We start from the raw sequence: 25477 nt of genomic DNA, 5'->3' as shown, positions 1-25477 counted from the left end.
ACTTAGCAGGTCTCTGTTTGTCTGAATCAGAATTCACAGAATTAAAAAGCATGATTCACCTTAATTTTTTAGTTTAAGGGTTTTAAATTCTGCTAATTCTGAAAATTCTGTGAATTCTGATTCAGACAATTGCTTGTCTTTTTTTAAAATCTCGCTGAACTCAGGTTAAATTAAATCTTACTCTGCCACGTGTTTACGCTTCCAAACCACAGATGACCAAATAGCAAGCCCGATTAGGCAAGCACCCGCTAAACCTGTGATGACTTCAGGAATATGTAACAAGCTATCCGTCAACATAATAAAGGCAAGAATGGCGATTGCGTAAAATGCGCCGTGTTCTAAATAACGATATTCTGCCAATGTGCCTTTTTCTACTAACATAATCGTTAAAGAACGCACAAACATTGCCCCGATACCTAAGCCTATCATAATAATAAAGATATTATTGGTTAGCGCAAATGCACCAATGACACCATCAAAGCTGAAACTTGCGTCTAATACTTCTAAATAAACAAACATCGCAGCACTGGCTTTGTGCATACTTTCAATATCTTTTTCATCTATTTCCATCAGCGCGCCAATACCGTCGACAATGATGTAGGTGATTAAACCAAAAATTCCCGCGACTAAAAATTGATGGGCTTCATGTTCGGGTAATTCTGAGGAAACAAGGTACATTAAGAATAAAACTAAACCTAATTCAACCGCTGCAATCCGTCCGACTTTGGTTAATGGCTCTTCAATCAATTTTACCCAATGAATATCTTTTTCTTTATCAAAAAAGTAGCGTAAGGCAACCATTGCCAAAAATGCACCGCCAAAGCCTGAAATTTGAATATGTGCAGCGGTTAAAATTTCGGCATATTTTTCAGGATTAAATATCGCTAAATTTAACGTTGCAATAGGATTTAAATGAGCGGCAACCCCAACAATCAGTAGGGGAAAGATTAAACGCATTCCAAAAACGGCAATCAACATCCCCCATGTGATAAAGCGATGTTTCCAAACGTCGGTCATATTGTTTAATACTTTTGCATTAACAACCGCATTATCAAATGAGAGTGAGACTTCTAAAACTGCGAGAATGGCGACGATGAATAAACTAGACAGTGCGCCTGTGATGGTATTGGTATAAAAATATCCCAAAAGAAGCCCTAGAAATAATCCGATACCTGTAACCCAAAAAGAACTTTTAAAAAAACGTAAATTATCCATAGCCATACACAGTGTGAAAGGTGAAAAAAAGGAACAAAAAAACCTGACATTTCTTAATATGATTTGTCAGGCTTTTGTAGTTTAGAGCGTTAGCAATTTAAAAGTAAGTATCTTATTGACTTAACCCGTCTAACGTTGCAATTGCGCCATAGAGATTAGGACGACGGTCACGGAATAAACCCCATGCGGTGCGAATCTCATTTAATTTATCTAAATCAAACGTTGTCGTTAAAATCGTTTCATCGGTTCGATTTGCCGTGGTAATCATACCGCCATCAGCCCCCGCAATGAAGGAAGAACCATAGAATGTTATCGCACAGGTGTCGCCCTCTTCTTTGCCGATACGGTTAGAGGCAATCACGGGGATGCAATTCGCAGCGGCATGACCTTGCATGGTGCGTTGCCAATGTCCCGCAGAATCAATGCTTGCGTCTTGTGGTTCTGAACCAATCGCGGTTGGATAAAAGAGTAATTCCGCGCCCATTAATGCCATGACTCGCGCGGTTTCAGGAAACCATTGATCCCAGCAAATACCAATCCCAATCGTGCCAAAACGGGTTTGCCAGACTTTAAAACCTGTATCACCCGGTGAGAAATAGTATTTTTCTTGATAACCATGTCCATCAGGAATGTGCGATTTACGGTATAAACCCATAATCGTTCCATCCGCATCAATCACGGCGAGGGAGTTAAAATAAGCTCGATTGGCTCGCTCAAAAAAGCTGATAGGCAGGACGACATTTAATTCTTTCGCTAGCTGGCTTATCCGTGCTAATAACGGATTATCTTGAAATGGTTGCGCTAATTTAAAATGTTTGGGGTCTTGGTCTTTGCAAAAATAGGGGGCTTCAAACAGTTCTTGAATGAGGACAATATTAGCCCCTTGTGCAGCCGCTTGACGAATTAATGTTTCTGCGCGGGCAACATTGCTGTCTAAATCCCAAGTACATGCCATTTGGGTCGCGGCAACAGTGACATTTCTCATAATTATCCTTTAGTAAAAAAGTAAAGCCATGAATCATGAATAAGGCTGTAAAGCCTCATTATTACTTGTTAGATATAGATACGACAGGGTATAACGAAATCATGACGGAACAGTGACGTTATTTAGGACGTTCATACGCTGGAAACTCTTGAAAAACATCACGTAACCGTTTAGAGCGAATGACATAAATGAGGAGCATGATATCAATATATAAAACGCCTAAAATAACGCCGTCAAATTGTCTAAGCCCCAACAGTAAAAAAGCAAGAATCAGGAATATATCAATACTAAAGCTGCTGATTAATAAAGTCCGTCCTTTTGTCCAAATTTTTCGCATCCATGAGTTTTCAGGCGTACTCGGTGCGCGTTTGAACATGGGAATAAAGACCAGTAACGCGAGAATGGAAGGAGTCAGAAACGTTAAATTTTCAGGTTTATGTGCAAATTTAGTAATGTAAGGAATAACCAACTTGCCTGCATCACTCATTGCGGGCAGAAAGTTAAATAAAATCGGTAAAATGAATAAAATCAGTACATATTTAAGCGCGTAAACCGTCGTAACGACTAAATTGAACGGAACTTTTAAAACTTGGTGTTCATTATAATCATGCAAAGAATACTGAATTGTCATAGCTAACCTATTGTAAGAATAAATGGTATGCGGGGTTATTAACTTCAGCCCAAGAAGGATAAGCGAGTTTTTGTAAAAATGCGTTAAACTCGGTTAATTCCGCCTCAGCAACCTGAATGCCAACTAATACCCGACCTTCTGCCGCCCCATGATTGCGATAGTGAAATAAGCTGATATTCCAGCGGTGTCCCATGGTGGTTAAAAAGTGTAATAATGCGCCTGGTCTTTCTGGAAATTCAAAGCGATATAAACGTTCATCTGTAACACCTTGCCCATGTCCACCGACTAAGTGACGAATATGTAATTTTGCCATTTCATTATCCGTCATATCGACTACGGCATAGCCTTGTTGGGCTAATTGTGCGAGCAATTGCTGTTTTTCTGATTGCCCTTGTGTCAAGCGTAGCCCTACGAAAACATGCGCATCATGGGCATCTGCATAGCGATAATTGAATTCAGTAATGGCGCGTAAACCAATGGTATGGCAAAACTCGCGGAAACTGCCGCGCCGTTCAGGAATGGTAACGGCTAATAAAACCTCCCGTTTTTCCCCGATTTCTGTGCGTTCTGTCACATAGCCTAAACGGTCAAAATTCATATTTGCACCGCTGGCAATGGTGACTAAATGCTGACTTTTACAATTATTTTCTTGTACATAGCGTTTTAATCCTGCTAATGCCAACGCGCCAGCGGGTTCAGTCACCGTGCGTGTATCTTCAAAAATATCTTTAATTGCCGCACAAATTTCATCCGTTGAGACTAATAAAATATCGTCCACATAATGCCGTGCTAATTCAAACGGTAATCGTCCCGCTTGTTTCACTGCCACGCCATCGGCAAATAAGCCCACTTGGGCAAGCGTCACCCGCTCGCCTGCACGTAAGGCTTGATACATACATGCAGATTCTTCAGGCTCGACACCAATCATTTTAATTTCTGGGCGACAATACTTAACATAAGCCGCAATTCCTGCAATCAGACCACCGCCCCCAATGGGGACAAAAATCGCGCTGATAGGTTCGCTATGTTGCTGTAAAATCTCCATGCCAATTGTGCCTTGCCCTGCAATCACGTCTAAATCGTCATAAGGCGGGATGAAGGTTAAAGCACGTTCTTGCATTAACTGCTGAGTGTGTTGGTAGGCTTCGTCAAAAGTAGTGCCATGTAAAACGACTTCAACCCCATAATTGCGAACTGAGCGCACTTTAATCTCTGGCGTAGTGGTTGGCATGACGATAACCGCTGGAATTTTTAAGCGCGTTGCGGATAAAGCAACCCCTTGTGCATGATTGCCTGCTGAAACGGCAATAACGCCTTTTGCTAATAAATCGGCGGGTAAATTTGCAATTTTGTTATAAGCACCCCGAATTTTAAAAGAAAACACGGGTTGCATATCTTCACGCTTAATCCAAATGTGATTATGCAAACGGTTCGATAAATTTTTCGCGTAATCAAGGCGGGTTTTTTCTGCCACGTCATACACACGCGATTGCAGAATTTTTTTAATATACGGGGTCAACATGAAAGGCTACAAATCCTTAACGGCGGGTCAGTAGAGAAAGCGGATGGGCAATGCGACTATACATATAAGATGATTTTATAATAAAACACTGTTTTGATGATATGCGGTATTTTTTAGCAAAATAATGGTAGTAACGCTGAAAAAATCCCCTTTTATCATTTTTTACTGAGATAAAAGGGGATAGATGCAAAGGCGTTATAAAACTATGCCTCTTCTGCAAACGAGAAAAAGTTGACATACTCTTTTAATTTTTGTGCTTGTAAACGCATTGATTCACTCGCACTGGCAGATTCTTCTACTAATGCCGCATTCTGTTGAGTCATTTCATCCATTTGTGTGATGGCTTTATTCACTTGATGAATGCCCGCTGATTGTTCCTGTGTTGCGGCTGAAATTTCTGCAATAATATCATTCACTTTTCTAACAGAGAGTACAATCTGTTCTAAAGTTTGTCCTGATTGATTTGTCAGGCGTGTTCCATCGCTGACTTTTTGCAAGCTGTCCCGAATCAAGCCTTTAATTTCTTTTGCTGCATTCGCGCTACGTTGTGCAAGTTGACGGACTTCACTCGCAACAACCGCAAAACCGCGTCCTTGCTCGCCTGCTCGAGCAGCTTCAACTGCAGCATTTAAAGCTAATAAATTGGTTTGAAAGGCAATTTCATCAATCACTCCAATAATATCCGCGACTTGATGGCTACTTTTACTGATTTGTTCCATTGCTGTAATCGCTTGATTCACAATATTACCACCTGTATCTGCGCGGTCTTGTGCGATAACGGCTAACTGCATTGCTTGATGTGCATTATCTGCATTTTGTTGTACCGTGCTTGTCATCTCTTCCATGCTAGCAGCGGTTTCCTCTAAAGCAGCGGCTTGCTCTTCAGTTCGTTGGCTTAAGCTGGTATTGCCAATCATGATTTCTTCGGAAGCCGTATTGACCGTTTCGGCAGATTCTTGAATAACACGCATCACTGCGGTGATTTTGCTAATGGTGGCATTGACATCATTTTTTAACTGCTCTAATGCACCAACATATTCATTTTCAACCGTTTGGCTTAAATCTCCTTTTGCCAATGCAGAAAAAATTCGCATTAAATCCTGAATTGCCTGCTGGTTATAATCCATAATGACATTAACACCCGCACTAAACGTGTTAAAAAATCCAGTTTTATTATCTAAATTAATATGCTGACTAAAGTCCCCTTGTGAAGCGGCTTGAATCACAACATTAATTTCTTGCTCTGTTGCTACTTCTAACGTGCGATCAAAAAACTCTTGGACATAACCAATTTTTTCACCTTGTTCGTTAAAAACAGGCGTAATCATGTAATCAATATGTAAATGCTCTAAATTAAATTTAGTCCGTAAACTATTGTTTAAGTTCCGTAAAATATCGCGCTGTTGCGTGGGGTTTTTATACAGCACATCAATATTTTGGTTTAACAACTGGTCAGTTTGTAAATGTGGTAACTCTTTATAACAGTTATTTTCTATGCGTTTAAATAAAGCATGTGCGGATTTATTCAGATAAATAATTTTAAACTGGCTATCGATAATCATCACACTGGTTATGCTGCTATCAACGGCTTGTTTAATCCGCAAAGCCTCTTCCATAATTTCCCTATCTCGCTGAATTCGTTCGCGGAGTTGTGTCTGCATGATAGAAAAAGATTGTAATAATTTCCCGATTTCATCCAATTGAAAAACACGAATGACGCTATCAAATTTCCCTTGTGTAATCGCCTCTATGGCTTGCACGGCGTGGCGCAATGGTACGGTGATTGAACGAGAAATACTAAATGCAGCCCAAAGACCGATAAAAATCACGCTACAGACAATGGCAAATACCCAAATGGTAGATTTATAAGCTTCATTATTGGCATTGTCTAAAAAGCTGTTTGCACGATTACTTGCAAAATTAATGACTTTTTGCACGTTAGATAACATCACAGCAAAACTATTCGCTCCTTCACCTGCTTGAACTGCTTGCATTTTTTTAGTGGATGGCAAGGTGTAGATGTTTTCTCGAGTTTCTACCCACTCTGTAAATTCTGCTCTTAAGTCAGTAATGTCTTGTTGATTACCTAAATAACGCTCTTTTAAAACATCGAATAATAAAAAAACTTTTTTATCAATATCACGGTTTTCTGCCACTATCTTCTGTGTTTTTTCACCTTCATTATCAGTTAGATAAGCCAGTTCTTTCATGTTATTGCGAATCCGCCATATTTCGCCATGAACTTCTAAAATACTCCGTATTACCGTATGCGGGTGTTTATAGAGCATATTCGTCAAATTTGACACAGCATGTATTTGAATAATCGCTGATACGCCTATAAGGAGCATAAAAATAATCATGATACCAAACCCTATCCATAGTCGGGTATTCACTGTCATTGTTCTAAACATTTTTTGTATCTCGCAACAGTTTATTATAAAAAACTTAATTAACTTCAATATATTACAAAAATAATCCTAATGCAATGATTATATTGAAACTTCATAGTTTAAGATAAATTTAAAGCATTATTTATTCCATTGTCTGGTGTAAATACGCGCTTTATACTTCATATTGTGTAGGATTTCACCCATTTCTAACAACATATAACGAAAGAGTTTTTATAATGAGTTTAAAACCACCCACTTGCTTAGATGACTATGATACAGAATCTATCACCGTAGATATTGCATTAGAACGAATTCAAAATACATTAAAACCGATACAAGGTTATGAACAAGTTGCTATTCGTAGCGCGTTAGGTCGCGTCTTAGCAACGGATATTTATTCTGCTTTAAACGTACCTGCTTACCCAAATTCTGCCATGGATGGCTACGCTGTGCGTGGCGAAGATTTGCCCATTGTAGGGATTGCCAGTTTGCAAATTATAGGGAGTTCTTTTGCGGGACATCCTTTTGAACACGAGGTTCTTACAGGGCAATGTGTACGTATTTTTACAGGGGGCGTATTGCCTGAAGGAACAGATACGGTCATTATGCAGGAACATGTTGAAGTAGAAGGTAAAACTATCCGTATTCATGCAGGGGAGAATCGGGCAGGGCAATTTATCAGTCATGTCGGTGAAGATGTAAAAATTGGTCAACGAATTTTAAATCGGGGGCGACAATTAACTGCGGCAGACATTGGCTTGCTCGCATCTTTAGGTATTCCTGAAGTACAAGTCGTGCGCCGTTTGCGAGTCGCGTTTTTTTCAACAGGGGACGAATTGAATACGTTGGGTGAACCCTTAAGCATTGGGCAAATTTATGATAGTAACCGTTATACGCTTTACAGTATGCTAGTTCAGCTTGGCGTTGATGTGATTGATTTAGGTGTTATTCGTGATAAACCTGACGTTGTTGAACGCGCTTTTTTACAAGCAGCGCAACAAAGTGATGTGATTATTACCTCTGGTGGGGTATCTGTTGGCGAAGCCGATTTCGTCGTAGAAACCTTGCGCCGTATTGGCGAGGTGAATTTTTGGAAAGTTGCCATGAAACCAGGGCGACCGCTCACTTTTGGGCGCATTCAACAAGCCCTATTTTTTGGCTTACCTGGTAATCCTGTTTCTGTGATGGTTAGTTTTTATGCGTTTTTACAACCTGCATTGTGGCAATTAATGGGGATGTCGCCTCCTTTTCGCTTACAGTTGCGAGTGCCCTGTATAACACCGCTCAAAAAATTAGCAGGGCGTACAGAGTTTCAACGCGGTATTTTAGAATACAACGCAGAAGGACGTTTACAAGTCCGTTCTACAGGGAAACAAAGCTCTAGTATTCTTAGCTCTATGAGTCAAGCGAACTGTTTTATTATCCTACCGATGGAATGTACTGAAGTCCGTGCAGGTGATGAGGTCACAGTAGAACCTTTGCCCCACATCAACATGAGTCATTTAATCAGCCCCATTTAGTTTTATCTAAAAAATAGACCCGCTAGGCTTTTGAAGCTTAACAGGTCTAAGATTAAAAATAGTTATACATTCGCTAAAGCAAGTTTTAACCCTGTCAAAAATGCCTGATTTTCATCCGCAGTGCCGACCGTGACACGTAAGCAGTTTGCTAATAACGGATGTCCACCATCCAAACATTTAATTAAAATTCCTTGCTGTTTTAAATGTTCAAAAACCATTTTTGCATTTGGAACACGAAACAAAATAAAGTTTGCCTGACTATCCCATGCGTGAACGGCTTTAATAGCACGTAAATCCGCTAATAACTGAGTGCGGTCGAGCTTAATTTGCTCCGTTTGTTTTTTCAACACCTGATAATGTTGTAAGGCAAACTCGGTACTAAGCTGAGTTAATGCATTGATATTATAGGGTAAACGAACCTTATCAATTTCATTTAACCACGTTGGCGACCCTACTAACATGCCTAAACGTAAACCAGCAAGCCCTAATTTCGAGAGCGTTCGCATTAATAAAACATTTGGATAACGACTAACCAATGATAATAAACTGTGTTCGGAGAATGGTTCGTAAGCCTCGTCGATAATCACTAAGCCTTTTGTTGCCTGAATAATTTTTTCAATCTCATGCTGAGAAAAAGTGTTACCCGTTGGATTATTAGGATAAGCGATAAACGTTAAAGCAGGTTGATGTTTCGCAATAGCGGCTAACCATGTTTCTAAATCGATAGAAAAATCCGTTGAATGTAGTGGTACACCCACATATAGCATATTCGTAAACGTTGCAATCATCCGATACATCACAAAACTGGGTTCAGGCGCAAGCACAACGCGATTTTGTTCAGCAACGGTTAAAGCAAGTAATTGGATAATTTCATCAGAACCATTGCCTAATAAAATATCCAATTCATCAGGGATTTGCATAACACGACGTAATCCCCCTTTAACACTATTCGCAGTAGGGTCAGGATAACGATTTAACTGCGCCTCACGTAACACATTTAACCACTGTTCAATTAAATCTGCATCCCAACGATAAGGGTTTTCCATCGCATCAAGTTTTATCATCTTATGCGCAGGCGGAACATGATAAGCATTCAATTGGCGAATTTCTGGGCGTACCCATTCAGTAATCAGATTAGTCATTATTCATTCAGTCATTCACAAGGATAAAAATAAAAATCACACCGCTATTATCACGTGTGACTTCATAACATTTTTTAATATTTACTTAATATCTTGAATTAATGCGTTTCAATCTCACGCCAAAAAGCCGCGACATTGTCAATTTGATAGAACTTTATCAACAATTCTATAAGTTTCTCATGAGAAAGTTGAAATAAACGTTCTTTCTCTTCTATTGTCAAAGGTGCGAAACGGGTTTCTAATAAGGTAATTAAGGCTTCAGCTTTTCCTTTAAAAACACCTTCCTCTAGTCCTTCACGTCTGCCTTCTCGTTTGCCCTCACGTCTGCCCTCTAAAATTCCCTCAAGTCTGCCTTCTGCTTTGAATTTTTCGCGCATTTGTTCCATGGCTCTGTCTAACATCTCTTTCACCTCATATTTATCTTGATACACTTGCTCTAGATTTGTGTAGTCTTCTACTGGACGGCGACCATGTTCTACAAGTTGTAAAAACCAGTTCAGTAATAAAGACGTTGCTTCTTTCTCTGCCTCATCATCGAATAAGTCTAGTATTTTTGTTTTTAGCAGTTCTATATCGTTAGGATAAGTTTCTGCAAGGAATAAAGTAGAAACCACATTTTTAATTTGCAAGAGTCGTTCTTGAGGGTATTCATTTTCGGCTATTTTGAAAAAACGAAAGTCAGGGGTATATTTATCTAATAACTCAGGTTTTTCTAAAATATCACGTAGATTGGTATGGGCTGTCCATCTCTTTTCGCCGTTGTACAACACAATTGGAAAAATAGGCGGGAGCTTTTTGATTTTTGGGTGACTTTCTGCATAGTCTAGCCAGAAACTACAGATATAGTGTAAAACACGCAATGCCATAAACCAAACGACACGCGATTGAAATTCTAGCAGAATATAAACATATGCCTCTTCACCTTTAAATTTCACCCTATAAATTAAATCGCTTTCCGTTTCTTTGTAATGTTGTGAAACAAACGATTTATCTAAACGCTCACTACTTTCAAAATCAATTTCTTGCACCCAAGGTTCTGGGACAAATGATTGTAGTAATTGGCGAAAAAAGGTTTTATTGGAAAAGAGTCGTTTATATCCTCTATCATGGATGGTTTTCATAGTTATATTTATGGTAACTTAACACTAAAATCTCAATGTGTTTCAATTTCTCGCCAAAATACATCAATGTTGTCAATTGTGTAGAGTTTTATCAATAAATCCACGAGTTTTTCATGAGTAAGCTGAAATAAACGTTCTTTCTCTTCCACTGTTAAAGGTGCGAACCGATTTTCTAACAGCATAATTAAGGCTTCTGCTTTTCCTTTAAATACACCTTCTTCTAAGCCCTCTAATCTCCCCTCGCGCTTACCTTCCAATCTCCCCTCGCGCTTACCTTCTAATCTCCCCTCACGCTTACCTTCTAATCTTCCTTCAGCCTTAAACTGTTCTCGCATCCGTTCCATTGCTCTGTCTAACATTTCTTTGACCTCATATTGACAGTAAGTCATAGAGAAAAATCTCAATGTGTTTCAATTTCTCGCCAAAATACATCAATATTGTCAATTGTGTAGAGTTTTATCAATAAATCCACGAGTTTTTCATGAGTAAGCTGAAATAAACGTTCTTTCTCTTCTATCGTCAAAGGTGCGAACCGATTTTCTAACAGCATAATTAAGGCTTCTGCTTTTCCTTTAAATACACCTTCTTCTAAGCCCTCTAATCTCCCCTCGCGCTTACCTTCTAATCTTCCTTCAGCCTTAAACTGTTCTCGCATCCGTTCCATTGCTCTGTCTAACATTTCTTTGACCTCATACTTATCTTGATAAACGCGCTCTAAACTTTCGTAATCTGTGACTGTCCGACGACCATACTCTACTATCAGTTGCAAGTTTTTACATATTTACAATTAGTTATATAATAAAAAGTATGAATGCATTTCAATTTTTCTCCAAAATACATTAATATTGTCAATAGTGTGGGGTTTTATTAATAAAACTATGATTTTTTAATAATTACTGTTAAAGATTATTGAAGTAATAGAATATACTGGAAATAGAAATGACGGAAGCAGAGCTAATTGAGTTTATTGAAGACACTTTTAAAGTAGTAGGTACAAAAGATATCTCATGTACAGATATTAACAAACAAGCTTATATTGTTAACAAGGAACAACTAAAGGTTTTTGAGCATCTAAGAATACAACCATCAGCAAATGGAAATGCCAAGGAGATAATTAGTGTTAGAGTGTTAGTTTCAGATCAAGAATTGAAGGCTTCTTTTTATGGAAGTCAGCGAACAGGCTCTGGCAGACCGCCCGAAATACGAATGGGAAGGGAAATCATACCATATTTAACTCAAAATGGTAAAATCATATTTGCAACCGATGGTTATGATATCTTTATATTTAACTTGTCTAAATTGGCTGGACTAAATATGGATGATAATGCAATTCGAGAAGCTATTTATGAGCAAATAAATATTGGTTTTTTAGAGGAGGGGATACCAACTACTCGACAAATCACTACTACAGATGAACCAACTCAACAAATCACTACTACTATAACCACTTTTAGAAGGAATAATAAAATAAATGTTTATGTAAAAAGAAAGGCAGGGTATAAATGTCAAATGCCTAATTGTGATTATGAGGGTTTTGATATGCCTAGTGGTAAAAAATATATTGAGGTTCATCATTTAGTCCCGCTAGCCGAAGGAGGAACAGACAGTTTAGAAAATACCGTTGCTGTTTGTCCAACATGTCATAGAAAATTACATTATGCTACAGATAAAGAGACATTAAAACAAATGATTGAAGCAATTGGCGAAAAAAGGTTTTATTAGAAAATAACCGTTTATAGCCTCGGTCATGAATTTTTTGCATGGTTATCGTGGGAGTTGTGCGTTTAAAAAGAAAAACGCAGGATAAACTTTAGCAAGCTTATCCTACGTTTTATACTTTTTTATAATGAATAAAAAGGCTTAAATTGCGTCGTTATCTTGTTCGCCTGTCCGAATCCGAATAATTTTATCGACTGGCGTAACAAATATTTTACCATCCCCGATTTTACCTGTTCGTGCAGCTTGAATAATCGCATCGATGCAGGGTTCTACTTGTTCACTTGCAACTATCAGTTCTAATTTTACTTTAGGTAAAAAGTCCACTACATATTCCGCACCGCGATATAATTCTGTGTGTCCTTTTTGCCGTCCAAAGCCTTTGACTTCAGTCACGGTCATCCCTGTTACGCCAATATTGGACAGTGCTTCGCGCACATCATCCAAGCGAAACGGTTTAATAATGGCTTCAATCTTCTTCACGAGATAACTCCCTTATAAAGTTCGGAAAAGATGAACGGCTAGCAATTAAAAATTGAGCCTTTATGCAGTTTATCACAACTCATGATAAACAACAGAAAGGCTCAATACTATCTTTTTAAAGACAGCTAACAGTCAATAAAAAAGGCTGTTATTTCAGACGCTCTAACATTTTCGCGCCTAATTCTGTCGGAGAACGTACCACGCTCGCGCCTGCAGCTTCTAATGCAGCAAACTTAGCTTGTGCTGTACCTTTACCACCCGCAATAATTGCGCCTGCATGACCCATCCGTTTTCCGGGGGGAGCAGTGACACCTGCGATATAGGAAACAACAGGTTTAGTAACGTTATTTTTAATGAATTCTGCGGCTTCTTCTTCAGCAGTCCCACCGATTTCACCGACCATAATAATGCCTTCGGTTTGTGGGTCTTTTTCGAATAACGCTAAACAATCGATAAAGCTCATACCGTTGATGGGGTCTCCACCGATACCGACGCAAGTGCTTTGTCCTAACCCGTTTAATGTGGTTTGGTTGACTGATTCATAGGTTAATGTACCAGAACGGGAGACAATCCCAATCCGACCAGGTTTGTGGATATAACCAGGCATAATACCGATTTTGCACGCACCAGGGGTAATTAAACCAGGGCAGTTAGGGCCAATTAAGCGCACGTCAGGATAGTTTGCGACTAAAGTGGCTTTCACTTTTAACATGTCGAGGACGGGAATGCCTTCAGTGATACAAGCAATGACTTTAATCCCTGCGTCAGCAGCTTCTAAAATCGCATCAGCGGCGAAAGCAGCAGGGACATAAATCATGCTTGCGTCTGCGCCTGTGCCTTTTACTGCGGAGCTGACGGTATCAAACACGGGCAAGCCCAGATGTTTATCACCACCACGACCAGGGGTTACACCACCGACTAATTTAGTACCGTAAGCAAGGGCTTGTTCAGAGTGGAATGTCCCTTGTTTGCCTGTAAAGCCTTGGCAAATCACTCTTGTATTGGCATCAACTAAAATACTCATTCTGCTTACGCTCCTTTAACCAAGCTAACTGCTTTTTTCGCGGCATCGGTTAAATCGTCAGCGGCAGTGACGGATAAACCGCTTTCTCTTAATAAAGATTTACCCGCTTCGACGTTTGTCCCTTCTAAACGGACGATAACAGGTAATTTTGTCCCTGTTTCTTTCATCGCGTGGATAACGCCTTCTGCAATCATATCGCAACGGACGATACCGCCGAAGATATTGACCAGAATGGCTTTAACTTTGCTATCAGACAGAATGATTTTAAAAGCTTCAGTTACTTTTGCTGTATTTGTACCGCCACCCACGTCTAAGAAGTTCGCGGGATTGCCACCATGTAATTTAATCACGTCCATGGTTGCCATGGCTAAGCCTGCACCATTCACCATACAAGCGATGTCGCCATCTAATGCCACATAGTTTAAATCGAATTGGCGAGCACGGTGTTCTTTCTCATCTTCTTGAGACGCATCATATAACGCAGCTAAATCGGTATGACGGTATAACGCGTTATCATCCAGATTAATCTTACCGTCTAAGGCTAATAAATCGCCTTTATCGGTCGTGATTAAAGGATTGATTTCTAAAAGGCTTAAGTCTTTATCTTTGAACAAACGATATAAGCTTGGGAGGATGTAAAGTAATTGTTTACGTTGGGTTGCATCTAAACCTAACGCAAAAGCAATTTCGTTACATTGATAAGCTTGAATCCCGACAGTAGGGTCAATCAATAATCTGGCAATTTTTTCAGGGGTATGGGCGGCAACTTCTTCAATATCCATCCCACCCGCAGCGGAAGCAATCACTGCAATGCGTTTGCTGGCGCGGTCAACTAATAAACTTAAATATAACTCGCTATTAATCGCGCTTGGGCTTTCGACTAATACGCAAGTGACGGGTTGACCATCTGCCCCTGTTTGATGGGTGACTAAACGCTTGCCGATTAAGCTTTTTGTAATTTCTGCAACTTCTTCTAAGCTATTGGCTTTTTTAACACCGCCCGCTTTACCCCGTCCGCCAGCATGAACTTGGGCTTTAACCATCCAACTAGAACCGCCTAAGGCTTGAGCGCGTTGTGTGGCTTCTTCGGGACTAAAAGCGGGATACCCATTAGGCACTGGTACGCCATAATCGGCGAACAGTTTTTTTGATTGATACTCGTGTATATTCATTGAGTTATCCTTAAATCTCTATCGTTCTTGTAAGAGTACAGATGAGCATGAGTACCCTGCCAATGACGGACAGGGTGGGTTTTTTATGGATTAACTTTTTTTATAGAATCCATTAAGCCTTTTATTTTATCAAAAGACACAGCGGAGTAGGGATTTTATTTTGAGTTTGTAAGATGTACAAGGGGCAAAGTCGATTAAATGCTAACTTGGATAGATGGTTAGCATGTTAATCGAGGATATTTAAGGTTTATTGCCGACGACAACGGGGGATTTCGTCTAAGAAAAAGCGTTCACGCTCTGCGCAGGTAAGGCGGAAATTTTCTATACCTGCATCGCGGGGGTCTTCTGAATAACGTGGGGGAAGCATGGTTTTTGCGTAGGCGATGGCATCGGGGGGGACTAGCCAGAGGCGGGCAGAGCCATTACCTGATGCTGTTACAATATGACTATTATCGGGGCTGTACGTCGCTGAGGTTACTCCATAGGTATGCTGAAGTGTGGCAATGCGCGTGCCCGATTCGGCATCCCACACCACCGCTGTTTTATCCAGTGATGTCGTGACGACGCGCTTGCCATCGGAGCTAAATGTCGCTGACCATAATACTTCTTTTGTATGCTTGAGTGTGGCAATGCGTGTGCCCGATTTGGCATCCCACACCACCGCTGTGTTATCCACAGAAGCTGTAACGACATACTTGCCATTGGGGCTGTACATCGCTGACATTACAAAATTTCCATGCTCAAGTGTGGCAATGCGCGTGCCCGATTCGGCATCCCACACCACCGCTGTACTATCATGGGAAGCCGTAACGACATGCTTGCTATTAGGGCTGTACATCGCTGACCATACAGGATCTGTATGCTCAAGTGTGGCAATATGCATGCCCGATTCGGCATCCCACACCACCGCTGTTTTATCATCGGAAGCCGTGACGACGCGCTTGCCATCGGGGCTGTACGTCGCTGACCGTACTGAATCGGTATGCTTGAATGTGGCAATGCGTGTGCCCGATTCGGCATCCCACACCACCGCTGTTTTATCATCGGAAGCCGTGACGACGCGCTTGCCATCGGGGCTGTACGTCGCTGACCGTACACCATCTGTATGCCCCGAGAGTACCATTATCAATTGGCGAGTTTCTACATTCCAAATGTAGCCTTTTTTGTCCACAATGGTTAAAAAAGTCTTGCCATCTGGATTAAAAATAGCTGTTGTAACAACATCATTATGTTCAAACACCCCTTGATGTTGTCGATTCATGGCTCGTACCAAAAAATCATGCGCTTCTGCAACAGCTGGACGTTCTGGATAAGTTTCTGATGCATTGGGCAAAGCTTCTAACGCCAAACGCATCGCAGTTATTGGATGCTCTTTATTTAATTCTATTTCGGCGAAGCCTGCTAACATGCGGGATTGATTCATTTTGGACTGGGTGAATTTTTCTTGAACTTCAATCTTCTTTTGATTAATTTCCAATTCTTTTTGCTGGATTTGCACTAAGCTTTGTTCAGACTCTTGCCATTTCCACATAGCTAACGCACTTAATCCTAGAGCAACCGCTAAAAATATTAAAATAGCAACTGTCCAAGCCTGTTTTTGTCGTAATTGGCGGGCTTCCTCGCGCTGTTTCTCGGCAATACTCGCTTGAATAAAGGCTTTTTCTTCCGCTAATAGTTCCGTGTTCCGCTCGTTTAACCATTCTTGTGCAACGGCGAGACGAGTATCGCGTAATAACGCATTATCTTGCATATCACGGCGTAACCCTTCTTGCCACACTCTAAATTTACGGTCGGCATCAATCCATGCGCGCAAAGGTTGCCAGTGCTTAATTAATGCCTCATGAATTAATTCCACCGTACACGTGGCATCTTTTTCGTCTTGTTGCGTAATCACTAAACGATGATTTGCTAATTCACTGACTAACTGCCAATCAGTTACCCGTGTTTGAGTCACCACTTGGCGCGTGTCCGCAGTGCCTTCCCCAAACCGTATCAACTGCATAAAAATTCGGCGGATTTCATTTTCTTGATTTTTATACTGATTTAATACAACATCCGCATGTTTTGCTAAAGCTTGTTCAATACCGCCGATGTCGGTATAAGCCTGATGAGTTAAATAACGATTTGCTTGTTTTTCCCACAATTCAGACAATGCAAATTGCAATAACGGCAAACGCCCTGATTCTTCTCCCACATCAGCAACAATCCGCTTTAATAATCCTGCTTCTAACTGCACCCCTGAATTTAACGCAGGTCGTTCAATCGCATCGTATAACTCGGTTTCACTCATGCGGTCTAAAAATAACGCGCCTTCTTTATTTAATAAATCACCAAAACTACCAATCACAAACCCTGTAAAATCAGCACGGTAAGCAAGTAATAATTTAATCGGTAATGATTGCGCTGTTGCTTGTAATAAGGTTTGTAAACACTGAATAAATGCGGTTTGAACGCTCTCTGTATTCTGGGTATATAACTCTTCAAATTGGTCAATAATTAACAATAACTGTGCTTTATCTTGTTTGCGTCGTGTCATCTCTAACACATCCGCTAATGAAATAACGCCCTTGCTTAATTTTTCAGGCAATACCGATAAGGCTTCATCTTGTTCTGCGCCTGAATAACGCAAGGGGATAATGCTATGGCTTAATTCTTTAAATGGGTCAATGCTTGGGCGGGTATTTAAAACTAACCATGAATCCTCTAATACGCTCTGTAACCCTGCCTGCAATACCGATGATTTTCCGCTCCCACTTGCGCCAATCAGAACAATAAAACGGTATTTTTCCACCCGTGCTTTTAAATCTTCGGTGATTTGTTCCCGTCCGAAAAAATTGGCGTGGTCTTGTAAACGAAAAAATGCCAAACCCCGATAAGGATTTTTAGGTGTAAACGGTTTTAAAAACGCAGAAGGGTCAATGCCTAAATCGCGCAATTCATTTTCAAAGGCTAATTTTTGTTGTTTTTTCTCAGCGACATATCCTTGATAACGTAATTTATTTAACGGGTCATTTTCTGAGATAAGCGTTTGTTCTATCGCATGTAATGATTCATAAACATCCGTTAAAGTTTCTTGTAAATGCGCAATCCGTTGTTGATTTGGGTCAATCATTACGGTAACTCACTCAGTGATAAAGTTAATCTGAGTACGGCGAGATTATTGTCTGAATCAGAATTTTCAGAATTAGCAGAATTAAAAAGCGTGATTCGTATTAATTTCTTGGTTTAAGGGTTTTAAATTCTGTGAATTCTGAAAATCCTGATTCAGACAAATGCTTGTCTTTTTAAAAAATCTCGCTGAACTCAGGTTATTTTTAGTTAAACCCCGTAATTAATCTTATTTAATCAAGGCTTTCACTTCGTCTTCTAATGCAACTGCATTCACCAGTTTACCATTGACAAAAAATGAAGGTGTTCCTGTTAAGCCTAAACGTAACGCTTCATTGTCGGCTTGTTGTACCTTTTCTTTTGTTGCAGGTTCTGCAAGGCATTTTTTGAAAGCTGCTTCATCTAATTTCAGTAACCCTGCTAACTCTTGCGGGGAATCTTTGGTTAAAGCATCTTGTTGTTCAAAGGCTAGGGCGTGGTAATCCCAGAATTTACCTTGTTGGTCTGCGCAGACAGCCCCTTCTGCGACAAGGCGGGAAATGCCTGATTGATTAATGGGATAATCCATATAAACCAGTTTAATTTTATCGCCAAAGGTCGACATCAGTTTGTTGACTGCTTCAGCAGCATGTTTGCAGTGCGGGCATTGATAATCGGCAAATTCAACGATGGTGATGTCTGCTTTTAAATTCCCTTTTGCGGGATAACCTGCGGTGTTGATGGTGACAATAGGCGCAATGGGTTCGGCAACACGTAGTTCAAAGAAGCCTTCTTCTTTGATTTTTTTGATAAAAGCGAGTTGCTTTTCTTGTATCTGTTTTTGCTTTAAGAACTGTGCAATCTGGTCTTTCGCTTTCTCTAATTCGACGGGAATGCGTGCCTTATTTTCGTTATAAAACGCTTTTACGGCTTCTTCGCTGGGTTCATCTACTTTAAACCATTCTTCCATGAGGGTTTCACGGGTTTTGCCGAGCTTTTTGGCTTCTGCATCGACGTACAGTTCAAAAACAGCCGTATCAATCAGTTGCTTTTGCTTTTCAAAATATTCAAGGTCAGCTTCATAAAGACTTTGACGGACACGTTCAGGGAAATTTGCTTGTGTATATTGCACGCCTTCGTAATTAAAAAGTTGACGTTGTGCAGGGGGTACAGGAACAGGGGGGGGCGTGTTGGTTTCTGTGGCTGGGAGATTGAGAGAAGCACAGAGTAGGCTTGCAAAAATACTGAAGCGGGAATAATTAATTTGCTGATACAGCACGGTTTTTCCTTTGTTTCAAGCAGATAAAAAGTATGAGTTTATGCGACAGTGGTTACAAATGAGTAGTCGTTACCTAATTCTAATAGGAGTTGATCGCCTGATTTCAACTCGCCGACACCTGATGGTGTGCCTGTTAGAACGACATCACCCGGTAATAGGGTGAAGTAATTAGAAATATAAGCAACTAGCTCATTTATTTTATTAATCATTTGTTGGGTATTGCCTTCTTGACGGAGTTGTCCGTTTACGGTGAGGCGAATATCAATATGTTGCGGGTCTGGAATTTGTTCGGCGGGAATGAAGGGAGAAATTGGGCAAGCATTATCAAAGGCTTTTGCCATTTCCCATGGATGACCTTTTACTTTTAATTCGTCTTGAATATCGCGGAGGGTTAAATCTAAGGCTAAGGCGTAGCCTAAAATTGCATTAGGCACTTCTTCTACACTTGTTTTTTTTAACGGTTTTCCAATGAGTAAGGCAAATTCTAATTCGTGATGGCAAATTTTTCCGTAAGTTGGAATTTCTAGCGGTTTGCGTAAATCTGCGAGTGCGGTATTTGGTTTGATAAATAAAAGGGGTTTGCTGGGTATGGGGTTATTTAGTTCTTTGGCGTGTTCTGCGTAATTTCTACCAATACAAACAACTTTACCAAAGGGTAAATTGACAGAAGACCCATCTAAATAGAGGTGTTGATAGTGAGTGGTCATGGTTATAGAGTGGTTTTATCGTTGTTTATCTATGATGCAACTGTAGCATAGTTATGAGAACTGTCAGTATGTATTTAACCTAAGTTCGGCAAGATTTATAAAATAAAACAGGGGTCTGCTAGGTTTTCAAAACCTAGCAGGTCTTTTTTTGTCTGAATCAGAATTCACAGAATTTTCAGAATTAGCAGAATTAGCAGAATTAAAAAACGTGATTCGTATTAATTTCTTGGTTTAAGGGGTTTAAATTCTGTTAATTCTGAAAATTCTGATTCAGACAAGCTGTTGTCTTTTTTAAAAGAATCTCGCCGAACTCAGGTTATTTAGCAGGGCTAAATTTATTGCTGTTTATCCGCCGAATAATGACCAGAGTTCTTTCCCTGCCATCACCGCACCCCCAATCAGGACGGTGAAGTAGATGAGGGTGAAAATGTTCATTAGGTAGCCCGCAAGGACAAAATAGCCATCTTTTTGCAACATACCAACAGCAAGAAATAGGATTGCAAGTCCTGGTAAGGTATTAGAAAAGGGGACAAAGCCAAATGGGAAAATCAGGAGAATGCCACCCAGTAATAGCATGAATCCATTGAATTGTAGAACTGTTGTCCCTTGAGTCAGTTGAGTTAAACGCGGATGAGAGAATTTATCGATTTTTTCAAAAATATGCGCACTTTTTTCTAAGGCATTAATCAAGGAAGCTGTTTGAATGGATTTCTGCATGAGTTTTTCAGGCAACCAAGGCAGGCGGTTAGTGAGTAAGCCTATGCTGATAAGGATAATGAGCGTGCCAAAGACAGTGCTCACACCTGGAATTGAGACGGGAATCAGGAATGGAAGAGTCAGAAAAATGCAGAATAGGAGTAGCCCTTGTTCGCCAATTTCAGTGAGTAATTGACGTAGCGTTAAACTTCCTGCTGGGAGATGTTGAGCAACTTCATTTAGGGTAATAGAGAGTTTTTGTTCAATCGGTTTGAGTTCAATGGACATAAGTAGTTATTGTTGAGTTAAATAAGAGAGTTTTTAGGGTTATTCTTTTGTGTTATACGGGACGTTAGAAAATAAACTGTCCCCCAATATCGGTATTTACCCATAATTCAGCCCCGTTAGCGGTGTAGCGGTTATATGTCGCCGTGCCTAAGGTTTCTACGCCCGCATTAATCCAGCCATCATTGGAGACGACAAAGCTTTGGGTATTGCCTTCGATGAGTAAGCGACCATTATCAGATATGTCTAGGACATCTTGCGCACTAAGGCGTAGTTGTGTATTGCCGCCGCTGCTATCACGAATGTCTATCGTATCGATACCACTGAGTTGGAAACCCTCGCCACTTGGTAAACTACTATTTTGTAACAGGTCTAAACTGGTCGAGCCTGTTAATTGCAGGGTGTCTTGCCCTGATTCTCCCTTTAATATCGCATTTTCTACTTGGCTGGGGTCGAATAAAAATAAGTCGTCGCCTTCGCCACCGAGCAAGATATCATTGCCTGTTGTGGCTTGAAATGTGTCATTACCGCCTAAGCCGAGAATAATATCATCGGCATTTGTTCCCGCTAAATTATCCGCGTTTGCTGTGCCTTTGATGACGTTATCCGCTTCTACAGTCACTGTGGTTTCACTTTGATTACCTTGTCCATCACTGAGGATATATTTAAAACTGATGCTGTCGAATTGGTTGTTGCTTAAGGTATCAACGAATAGTTGAATTTCGTTATTCAGCAATTTTGCCGTTACGCCGTTACTAGGGTCGTCTATCAGTTCAGTGATGCTTAATATATCGGTTGCATCGGGGTCTGTGTCATTGGCAAGTAAATCAGCAACGGGAATAAATACGGTTTGATTAAATCCTGCGCTGAGTGTGTCAGGATTGGCAACGGGTGGGCTATTGGCATCAACAACGGTAATTGCTACTTGAGCCGTGTCAAACGCGCCTTTGCCATCACTGATGCTGTATTGAAAACCCGCAGTTCCTACAAAGTTGACATCGGGGGTGAATATCACAGCGCCATCGAGCGTAAACGCAACTTGTCCATTAACGGCTTCTCCTACAGCAACAAGGCTTAAGGGGTCGTTATTGGGGTCGCTGTCATTGCTTAGGAGGGTAGCAACGGGAATTGTAATCGCTTGATTCTTTGGGGTTGATAAGACGCTGGGGTCTAAGTCATCCACAGCAACAGGGGGGGCATTTTCTACAAAGACGCTGACGGTCGCGCTTGCCGTTCCGCCGTGTCCATCGCTGATGGTGTAAGTAAATTGGTCTGTTCCGCTAAAATCTGGCGCAGGCGTATAAAGGACATTTCCATCAGTGGTGAGTGTTACTGTCCCTTGTGCTTGAGAACGGCTATCTACTTGAGTGATGGTTAAGGGGTCGTTATCGGGGTCGCTATCATTCGCCAATAATGTTGCAGCGGTTAGGAGTAGCGATTGATTAAAGCCAACGCTGTTTGTGGTTGGGTCTGCATCATCTTGTGCAATTGGCGGTTGATTGGGGAGAACGTTAATTGTAACGGTCGTGCTACTCAGTTGCCCTTGTTGATTGCTTAATACGTAGTCAAAGCTCGCCGTGCCGACAAAATCTTGTGTTGGGGTAAACGTTACTGTGCCATCGCTGTTTAAGGTAACAGTGCCTTGTTGTGGGTTGATAACATTTTGTATCTGCAAAATATCAGTTGCTTGAGCGGGTATATCATTCGCTAATAATTGCGCACTGCTGATATTTAAGGGCTGGTTATGATTTGTGATAAAACTATCGCTGACTGCTTGCGGTTGTGTATCTGGCAAGGGTTGTACTTGAATTTGTACAGTTGCCGTTGTGTTATTAACCCCATCTGAAACGTTATAGCTAAATTGTGCAATACCGACAAAATCCGTCACAGGTGTAAATATAATTGTACCATCAGCGGTTTGTGTCACAGTCCCATGGGTTGCCCCGCCAAGTGCGGTAATGTTTAATACAGCTTGTTCAGGGTCTCTGTCATTTTGCAATAAAGTTGCAGGATTAATGCTTAATGCCGTATTTTCAGGGGTGATAAAGGCATCATTGACCGCAATCGGCGGTAAATTTAATGGCTCTACTTCCCCTTGCACGGTCACGGTCGCGCTTGCCGTTCCGCCTCGTCCATCGCTGATGGTGTAGCTAAAACTGCCTATCCCTGTAAAATCAGCACTGCGTGTAAAAGTAATATTGCCTTGCGCGTCTAAACGTGCAGTCCCGCCAGCACCTGAGCTGACTGAGCTAATGCTTAATAAATCGCCATTGGGGTCTATATCATTGAGTAATAGGCTTGCACCCAACAGAACGATAGTGTCTTCAGTCCCCATTTGAAACACGCCATCAGCGTTGGCAATTGGGGCTAGATTATTCGTAATGGGCGGTTGATTATTGTCATCAATGGGTAAAATTGGCACGCCAGAACCATCTAACACAATGATAACAGTGCCACGACTCACGGCATTTTCAGCTTGTCCATCACTGACTAAATAGTCAAATTGCCCCCCTGTAAAATTGGGCGCAGGGGTGAAGGTAATCGTACCGTTGGGATTTAAAACGACGCTTCCATTTTCAGGATTTTCTACGGCAATCAGGATTAAGACTTGCTTTTCAATATCACTATCATTGCTTAATAACTGAGCAATCGGAATAGTAACAGGATTTTGTCCTGCTCCGTTTAAGACATCATTACCTACTAATGGCGCGTCATTGACAGGCGTAACGGCAACTTTAACGGTACTACTGCTCCGTACCCCGTCACTGTCTTGGACAACATAAGTAAAAATGGTCTCGCCATTAAAATTGGCAGTGGGTTGAAAACTCACGCTATTATCAGGATTTAAAACAACAGTGCCTTGTGTTGGGATAATGCCATCCGTGGGCGATACGGCATAAATCGATAATCCATCTCCATCAATCTTATCGACCTCTATATCATTTGCTAACAACACATCGGCAGGAATCGTTAAGACACTGTCTTCTGCAACGGTTAATAAATTAGGATTGAGAATTTCTGTATAGTCATCACGCACAGCAATCGGTGCGTCATTCATCGCTTCAACGTTTAACTCAATCGTAATAGGGGTATTTTGTCCTGCGGGGAGATAAGAAAAACTATCCGTACCATGAAAATTGACAGGCGGAATATAATCAACTGTGCCATCTGTCTGTACGAGTAGCGTCCCCCCTGCATTCGTCCGTATCGGCACAACATCATCAGCTTGAACAAGTGGCATATCGACTTGTGGGCGGGCAATGGTAACAGAAACGATGGTAAAGGCTTCAAACGGTGAGAAACGATAACCGAAACTATCTTCGCCCCAAAAACCTACATTGGGAACATAAGTGAATGAGCCATCCTGATTATTAAAAACAGTACCATTTTGCCCTTGTAATATCTCTGTATCTGCGCGGATAAGCTGAGGTTCTGTAAATAAGACAGGCGTAAGAATGGCATGGTCTTCTGTAAAACGATTGGTATCGCCATCATCCGTCGTCAGTGGCGATTTAAACAAGACATCATTGCTAGTATTGCCCTGTGATAAACCAAAGGGTAAAGGCGGTAATAAGACATTTTCTTCCTGCCCGTCATTCCTTCCCATTGATGAAGAAAGATGGGCTAAACGCGCTGCGGTTGTTGTTGCACTGTCCGCGCTGCTTCCCACTGTTAATAGTGCATGATCGGCTAAATTTGAAAAATGTTGCCGTCCTAAACTTTCCTGTTGTTCTGTATTCGTTTCTTCCCCATTCTCTGTTGGTGACGGTTCTTTTTGATGAACACTATTAGCACGCAATAAAGATTCATCTTCGGTTTTATGCGCATTTAAGGGCAATAGATATGCACGGAATTGTGAGATAAACGCTGAATCGGCGAGACTTACAACGGGCGCATCGTGTAAAGACAGCTCTACCCGTGTGCCTGCTAGATAAACACTAAAAGGCAAACCTACCACAGGCGTAACATCGACTAACCCTGAAATATGTAACAAGGTCATATTGCCTTGCTCATCCACGGCAATATCTAATTCGCTCCCCCGTATGCCGATAGTCGCTGCGGGCGTTTTAATCGTCGTATGCTGTCCGCGTTCATCACCGCCAATCTTTCCGCTGATAAAGCGAAAAACCCCGATAAAAACACTACTTTCAAGCTCGCCATGTTGTGCATCAGGCTGATAATTAAACTTATCTAAACTGGCTTTAGACAAAGGCCCTAATTGGAATAACGTACCATCTGACAAGGTAATTTTGACATAAGCCCGCTTACCTGTTTCAATCGTATCACCTTGAAAAACAGCATCACCTTGTGCCAAGGTTCGCACGTTGCCATCTGCGCCCACGGCTTTAATTGCTGTATCGACAATCGTCGTGACCGTTCCTATTTGCTTTGCCATAATTCACCATCCGCACAAAAATCAAAATGATTGCTGTTATTAAAGCACAACGTTTTGAAGATTTTATATAGCGTGATTGCCTTATCCGCGTTTATCCTATCTTTTC

At 41.0% G+C, this 25477-nt stretch carries 19 protein-coding genes; 2 read left to right on the top strand and 17 right to left on the bottom strand.

Annotated features, from left to right (window positions below):
- Positions 1-177: 177 nt before the first annotated feature.
- The 5 genes from BEGALDRAFT_RS06075 to BEGALDRAFT_RS06055 all read right to left on the bottom strand — a co-directional run bounded on the left by BEGALDRAFT_RS06075 (position 178) and on the right by BEGALDRAFT_RS06055 (position 6752).
- Positions 178-1215, bottom strand: coding sequence for a DUF475 domain-containing protein (locus BEGALDRAFT_RS06075; protein ID WP_002684786.1), 1038 nt, complete (start codon positions 1213-1215; stop codon positions 178-180).
- Positions 1216-1327: 112 nt separating this feature from the next.
- A complete protein-coding gene (gene aguB, locus BEGALDRAFT_RS06070) occupies positions 1328-2200 on the bottom strand; it encodes an N-carbamoylputrescine amidase (protein WP_002684783.1) in 873 nt (290 codons plus the stop codon).
- Positions 2201-2318: 118 nt separating this feature from the next.
- On the bottom strand, positions 2319-2831 hold the full coding sequence (locus tag BEGALDRAFT_RS06065; RefSeq protein ID WP_002684777.1) for a DUF2919 family protein: 513 nt from the start codon (positions 2829-2831) through the stop codon (positions 2319-2321).
- 7 nt (positions 2832-2838) lie between these two features.
- On the bottom strand, positions 2839-4353 hold the full coding sequence (ilvA, locus tag BEGALDRAFT_RS06060) for a threonine ammonia-lyase, biosynthetic (RefSeq protein ID WP_002684776.1): 1515 nt from the start codon (positions 4351-4353) through the stop codon (positions 2839-2841).
- 203 nt (positions 4354-4556) lie between these two features.
- On the bottom strand, positions 4557-6752 hold the full coding sequence (locus tag BEGALDRAFT_RS06055) for a methyl-accepting chemotaxis protein (protein ID WP_198284611.1): 2196 nt from the start codon (positions 6750-6752) through the stop codon (positions 4557-4559).
- A 227-nt stretch (positions 6753-6979) separates the two neighbouring features.
- Here BEGALDRAFT_RS06055 and moeA point away from each other — a divergent pair, with 227 nt between their 5' ends.
- Positions 6980-8263 carry a molybdopterin molybdotransferase MoeA gene (gene moeA, locus BEGALDRAFT_RS06050; protein WP_002684773.1) on the top strand — a complete coding sequence of 428 codons (1284 nt, stop codon included), beginning with the start codon at positions 6980-6982 and terminating at the stop codon, positions 8261-8263.
- A gap of 62 nt (positions 8264-8325) precedes the next feature.
- Here moeA and hisC read toward each other — a convergent pair whose 3' ends face one another.
- From hisC to BEGALDRAFT_RS06030, 4 genes are all read right to left on the bottom strand, one after another.
- The gene (hisC, locus tag BEGALDRAFT_RS06045) at positions 8326-9405 is read right to left on the bottom strand and encodes a histidinol-phosphate transaminase (RefSeq protein ID WP_002684772.1); all 1080 of its coding nucleotides are present in this window, start codon (positions 9403-9405) and stop codon (positions 8326-8328) included.
- Positions 9406-9503: 98 nt separating this feature from the next.
- On the bottom strand, positions 9504-10526 hold the full coding sequence (locus tag BEGALDRAFT_RS06040) for an Rpn family recombination-promoting nuclease/putative transposase (RefSeq protein ID WP_002684771.1): 1023 nt from the start codon (positions 10524-10526) through the stop codon (positions 9504-9506).
- A gap of 32 nt (positions 10527-10558) precedes the next feature.
- A complete protein-coding gene (locus BEGALDRAFT_RS06035; RefSeq protein WP_232281971.1) occupies positions 10559-10885 on the bottom strand; it encodes a FliH/SctL family protein in 327 nt (108 codons plus the stop codon).
- 41 nt (positions 10886-10926) lie between these two features.
- Positions 10927-11295 (bottom strand): RpnC/YadD family protein, encoded by a 369-nt coding sequence (locus BEGALDRAFT_RS06030; RefSeq protein WP_002684769.1) that lies wholly within the window; start codon positions 11293-11295, stop codon positions 10927-10929.
- Between the two features lie 170 nt (positions 11296-11465).
- Here BEGALDRAFT_RS06030 and BEGALDRAFT_RS17990 point away from each other — a divergent pair, with 170 nt between their 5' ends.
- On the top strand, positions 11466-12248 hold the full coding sequence (locus tag BEGALDRAFT_RS17990) for an HNH endonuclease (RefSeq protein WP_002684767.1): 783 nt from the start codon (positions 11466-11468) through the stop codon (positions 12246-12248).
- A gap of 138 nt (positions 12249-12386) precedes the next feature.
- On the opposite strand, the gene BEGALDRAFT_RS06020 is transcribed toward BEGALDRAFT_RS17990, so the two are convergent.
- From BEGALDRAFT_RS06020 to BEGALDRAFT_RS05985, 8 genes are all read right to left on the bottom strand, one after another.
- Positions 12387-12725: a P-II family nitrogen regulator gene (locus BEGALDRAFT_RS06020; protein ID WP_002684765.1), complete on the bottom strand. Its 339-nt coding sequence runs from the start codon at positions 12723-12725 to the stop codon at positions 12387-12389.
- Between the two features lie 148 nt (positions 12726-12873).
- Positions 12874-13749 (bottom strand): succinate--CoA ligase subunit alpha, encoded by an 876-nt coding sequence (gene sucD, locus BEGALDRAFT_RS06015; RefSeq protein ID WP_002684764.1) that lies wholly within the window; start codon positions 13747-13749, stop codon positions 12874-12876.
- A 5-nt stretch (positions 13750-13754) separates the two neighbouring features.
- The gene (sucC, locus tag BEGALDRAFT_RS06010) at positions 13755-14921 is read right to left on the bottom strand and encodes an ADP-forming succinate--CoA ligase subunit beta (RefSeq protein ID WP_002684763.1); all 1167 of its coding nucleotides are present in this window, start codon (positions 14919-14921) and stop codon (positions 13755-13757) included.
- 247 nt (positions 14922-15168) lie between these two features.
- Entirely contained in the window at positions 15169-18033 is a 2865-nt protein-coding gene (locus tag BEGALDRAFT_RS06005; protein WP_002684762.1) for an NACHT and WD repeat domain-containing protein, read from the bottom strand.
- A gap of 225 nt (positions 18034-18258) precedes the next feature.
- On the bottom strand, positions 18259-19287 hold the full coding sequence (locus BEGALDRAFT_RS06000; protein ID WP_002684761.1) for a DsbA family protein: 1029 nt from the start codon (positions 19285-19287) through the stop codon (positions 18259-18261).
- 38 nt (positions 19288-19325) lie between these two features.
- Positions 19326-19994, bottom strand: a complete 669-nt coding sequence (locus BEGALDRAFT_RS05995; RefSeq protein ID WP_002684758.1) for a fumarylacetoacetate hydrolase family protein — start codon at positions 19992-19994, stop codon at positions 19326-19328.
- 345 nt (positions 19995-20339) lie between these two features.
- Positions 20340-20978 carry an exopolysaccharide biosynthesis protein gene (locus tag BEGALDRAFT_RS05990; RefSeq protein ID WP_002684757.1) on the bottom strand — a complete coding sequence of 213 codons (639 nt, stop codon included), beginning with the start codon at positions 20976-20978 and terminating at the stop codon, positions 20340-20342.
- Positions 20979-21042: 64 nt separating this feature from the next.
- Complete coding sequence (locus BEGALDRAFT_RS05985; protein ID WP_002684756.1) at positions 21043-25371, bottom strand: Ig-like domain-containing protein; 4329 nt, start codon at positions 25369-25371, stop codon at positions 21043-21045.
- Between the last annotated feature and the right edge of the window lie 106 nt (positions 25372-25477).

This window comes from Beggiatoa alba B18LD (genome assembly GCF_000245015.1).
Lineage (GTDB): Bacteria > Pseudomonadota > Gammaproteobacteria > Beggiatoales > Beggiatoaceae > Beggiatoa > Beggiatoa alba.
This window is presented reverse-complemented; position numbering and strand designations above follow the sequence as displayed.